The 3,953-nt window shown below is 70.7% G+C and carries 4 protein-coding genes; 1 reads left to right on the forward strand and 3 read right to left on the reverse strand.

All coding sequences use genetic code 11. The features are described from left to right. The first annotated feature begins 367 nt into the window (after window positions 1-367). Entirely contained in the window at window positions 368-1,480 is a 1,113-nt protein-coding gene (locus VNG13_12645) for a MerR family transcriptional regulator (protein HVA61365.1), read from the forward strand. Window positions 1,481-1,494: 14 nt separating this feature from the next. Here the strand turns inward: VNG13_12645 and VNG13_12650 are convergent, their stop codons facing one another. The 3 genes from VNG13_12650 to VNG13_12660 form a co-directional block, all read right to left on the reverse strand. Next, entirely contained in the window at window positions 1,495-3,078 is a 1,584-nt protein-coding gene (locus VNG13_12650; protein ID HVA61366.1) for a hypothetical protein, read from the reverse strand. Beyond that, the gene (locus tag VNG13_12655) at window positions 3,078-3,611 is read right to left on the reverse strand and encodes a TnsA-like heteromeric transposase endonuclease subunit (GenBank protein ID HVA61367.1); all 534 of its coding nucleotides are present in this window, start codon (window positions 3,609-3,611) and stop codon (window positions 3,078-3,080) included. Before VNG13_12655 ends, VNG13_12650 begins: the two co-directional genes overlap by 1 nt. A 65-nt stretch (window positions 3,612-3,676) precedes the next feature. Beyond that, the coding region (locus VNG13_12660) for a hypothetical protein (GenBank protein HVA61368.1) at window positions 3,677-3,953 on the reverse strand (277 nt) is incomplete at its 5' end.

The raw sequence follows: 3,953 nt of genomic DNA on the forward strand, positions 1-3,953 counted from the left end.
CAGAACAGCCATTCCCGTGCGCCGTGGACGACCGTCACGGCGAGCCACCAAAGCGCGCTGATCGGCGGATATTGTTTTCCGTTCAAGGTTAACGGTGAGACTCCGACACGGCTTGACCACTCGGCCGCACTGCTAGCCGGGTGTAGGTTCGCGCGAGGGATGTCCGCTGGCATGTGCTGACCTGGGTTCCTCCGGACCTTCTCAACGATTTGTCCGGCATTTTTTCTCATTGGTTTGTCCATTTCCTTTGGCTGCGGATCTGCTGTCTTCTCCAGCGCAGCGGGGTCTGGTCGGGGTCGGCCACGCGTCCGTTGCCGCGAGCGGGGCGCTTGACCCTTACGTGGCGTCATGCCACATAGTCGGTGGCGTGGAGGAGTACCTGACCGTGGGACGCCTGGCCGAGCTGGGCGGCGTGACTGTCCGCACGCTGCATCACTACGACGAGATCGGGCTCGTGTGTCCGTCGGCGCGGACTGCAGCCGGGTACCGGGCCTACTCGGCGGGCGACGTGGAGCGGCTGCGGGAGGTGCTGGCTTACCGGCGGCTGGGCTTCGGGCTGCGGGAGGTCGCGGACCTAGTCAGCGACCCGTCCGCTGACGCGGTCGCGCACCTGCGCCGTCTGCGCGGCCTGCTGCTGGAACAGCGCGACCGGACCGACGCCATGGTGACGGCCATCGACAGGGAACTCACGGCACCGGCGAAGGGAATGGCAGTGACACCAGAGGAACAGCTGGGAATGCTGGGCACGCGGTTGTATGACGCCATCGGGGGGGCGTACCCCGCGACGCGGCGCACCGATCCTCGGATCGCCGCGCAGGTCTGGGACGCGCTCGGCGACGCGCGGACGGTGCTGAACGTCGGGGCCGGCACTGGCTCCTACGAACCGCCCGGCCGCGACGTCACCGCGGTGGAGCCGTCGGCGGTCATGCGGGCGCTGCGCCCCGAGGGCTCGGCACCGTGCGTGGCCGCCGCCGCGGAGAGCCTGCCGTTCGAGGACCAGTCATTCGACGCCGCGATGGCCTTCAGCACCGTCCACCACTGGCAGGACCCGGTCGCCGGGCTGCGCGAGATGCGGCGCGTGGCCCGCCGAGTGGTGGTGTTCACCTACGACTCCAGCGAATTCGCCTGGCGCCGACGGTTCTGGCTCACCCGCGACTACCTGCCTGAGGCCGCCGACCACGCCGACACGGACTGGCTGCCCCGGCTGGCCGACGCGATCGGGGGCCAAGCGGAACCGGTGCTCATCCCGTGGGACTGCGCCGACGGCTTCCTCGAGGCATACTGGCGCCGGCCCGAGGCCTACCTGGAGGAACATGTGCGCCGGGCGTGTTCGGTGTGGACGCGGGTCGGACCGGAGGCCGAGCAGCGGGCCGTGCGCAGCCTGCGCGAGGATCTTGACTCGGGCCGGTGGGCTGAGAACAACCGCGACCTCGCCGGCCTCGACGAGGCAGAGCTCGGCCTCCGCCTGCTCGTAGCCTGAACCGCGTTGCATCCTCAGCATGGTGGCGGATCCTGGTCTGCCGGCTGGCTGGCGTCTCGCTGCGGGGGCGCGAGGGCGCGGACGGCGGGGTGGCCGAGAGCTTGGAGGAGTGCGTTGCCGCGGGCGGTCGGCCACATGGGGTGCCCGGGGCTGAAGCGGTGGTAGAGCGTTGCGCCGATGTCTCGTTCGAGCCGCTGGAACTGGTGGATGAGCGCGGAGGGGTGGGCGCCGATCTGTCTGGCTGCGGTGCCGATGGCAGGGTAGGCCATGGCTTCGCGGAAGCGGTGAAGCCGCTGCCAGCCGTGCAGGCTGCCCTCGACGGCGCGGCGGATGTCGGGTGGTATGTCTTCGCCGAGGGTGGTGATCATGTCTGGCCTGCTGTGGACGCCTTTGGGCCGGCTGGCTATCCCGTGGCGGCGGGCCGCGGCGATGACGGTCATGACGCTGACGTCGAGTTCGGCGGCGATGTCGGAGTAGGAGCGGCGGGCGTACTGGTCGCGCAGCCACTGCGGGTCGATGGGGGTGGGCTGCCAGGCGTTGGTCAGGGGGATGCCGTGGTCGCGGGCGCGGGCGGCCAGGTGCGTGCGCGGGATCCCGGTCTCGGCCTCGATCTGGTGGAGGGGTTTCCGTGCGGTGGTGTACTCGCGGTCGAAGAACTCGCGGGTGAGCAGGGTGCGTGCGCGGTCCTGCCATTTTCCCCAGGCGGCTGGCGGGGTGGACGGTGCCCACTGGCGGGCGGGGCGGGGAACCTTCTCCAGCGCGAGGCGGACGTGGCTGATGGTGGTGCCCAGCTGCGCGGCGGCTGTGCCGGGCGGGATGCCGCCGGTGACGATGAGCCGGGTGACGGCGTCCAGGTCGATGTCGCCGGGGTCGCGGCCGGCCAGGAGGGCGGTGGCGTGCTCGTGCAGCGCGGCGCGCAGCGGCGTGGTGAGCGTGTCGGTGAAGCCCAGGTAGCGGGACTTGTCCTGGCGGTTGGTGAAGGCGAGCGGGCAGCGGGGGTCGGTGAAGTCGGCTCCGGTGAGCAGCTCGTAGACGTAGCGGCCGGCGTCACGGCGGCGGCGGTCTCCCTTGCCGGGGTGAGCGCTCGCGCGGCCGCATGCCTCCCGCCACTGGTCCTTGCTGATCGCCTCCGCGGGGATCAGGTCCCGGCGTCGCTGGTAGTCGACGGGGCTGCCGTGCTCGTCGAGGTAGGTGGCCAGCAGGGCGGTCGCGGTGAGCACGCTGTCGTGCCCGCGTGCGGTCAGGGTCCGGAGGATGGAGTTGATCGCGACGCTGCTGCGGTGCGAGTGCGGGCCGTCGCCGGGGTGGATGGCGCGGGTTGTCTTGCCGGGCAGGAGCAGGCAGGTGGCGATGGCCGAGCGGAACGGGACGGCGGCGAGTCCCTCGGGTGGCATCAGGCGGACCGCCCAGCCGGGCCAGAGCAGCTGCGGGACGCACCGGGCGCGGGCGGCCAGCTGCGCGGGGCTGCTGCGAGGGACGGAGGCGTGCGCGGTGCCGGTCCGGTAGCGGAGCCGGTCCAGGGAGATCAGGCCCGGGTCCATGGCGCGCAGGAACCTTCCGCGGGCGGCTTCGGACAGCCGGCTCCACTGGCTGGGCATCATCGCCGTGGGCCGCGGGCAGCGGGGTCGTGCTGCCCCGCCGCGGCATCCAGGACCGGCGCAATCAGCCCGGTGTCGATAACCGCCGGGCGGCGGTAGCCGGCCAGGAACCGGACATTGGCCAGCAGCCGCGAGTCCGCTCCCGACCACGCCTCGAACGCCCAGCCCCGCCCGGTGCAGACCTGCAGCGTCCAGGCGAACTGCGACCGGACCCCGGGATCGGCCATCCGGGACGGTGCCTTGACATCCACGACCGTGACCCCGCCGTCCACGCCCACCAGCAGCAGGTCAGGCACATGACGCCGGTCCCGGGTGCCGTCCGTGCCGGCCAGCAGGAACGGCTGCGCGGCAATCCCGGCCACGGACGGGTCGAAATCGGCCAGCATGACCCGCGCCAACTCCAGGCGGCTCTCGTATGCCAGCAGCCGCGACATCGATGAAGACCAGTACCAGCCCGAATAATGCAGCCTGCCCTGATAAGAACGGAACTCCCGCACCGGCAGCCCGGCAACCACATCAGCGTGACGCCACACCGGCGAATTCTTATCGAAATGGCGCAAGCGCCAGATAGGCGTCAGACCTTATGAGAAAGCGTCATTTAGCATGAGGAACTACACCGGGACGGGTAAATCCGACAACGACCTGGTCGCCGGGCGGTGAGGATGGCCGTCCGTACGTCGCGACCCGGATCGGGTAGCCGATGGCGTACGCCTCGATCATCTCGCCGTCGCCGGCCACGATGCCGACGTTCCGACGCCTCGTCGATCTTCACCTTGTCGAGCAGGGCGGTGGTGAGGGCTTCCTCGCCGGAGCGGATCGCCTTGTAGCAGCCGCGGGTGATCAGCGTCATGTAGGAGCCGATGTGCCCGGTCGTC

The sequence above is a fragment of the Mycobacteriales bacterium genome, from assembly GCA_035533475.1.
GTDB lineage: Bacteria > Actinomycetota > Actinomycetes > DATLTS01 > DATLTS01 > DATLTS01.

Coding starts and splice junctions, on each gene's coding strand:
- VNG13_12650 (HVA61366.1), bottom strand. CDS start 3,078: ATGCCCAGCCAGTGGAGCCGGCTGTCCGAAGCCGCCCGCGGAAGGTTC.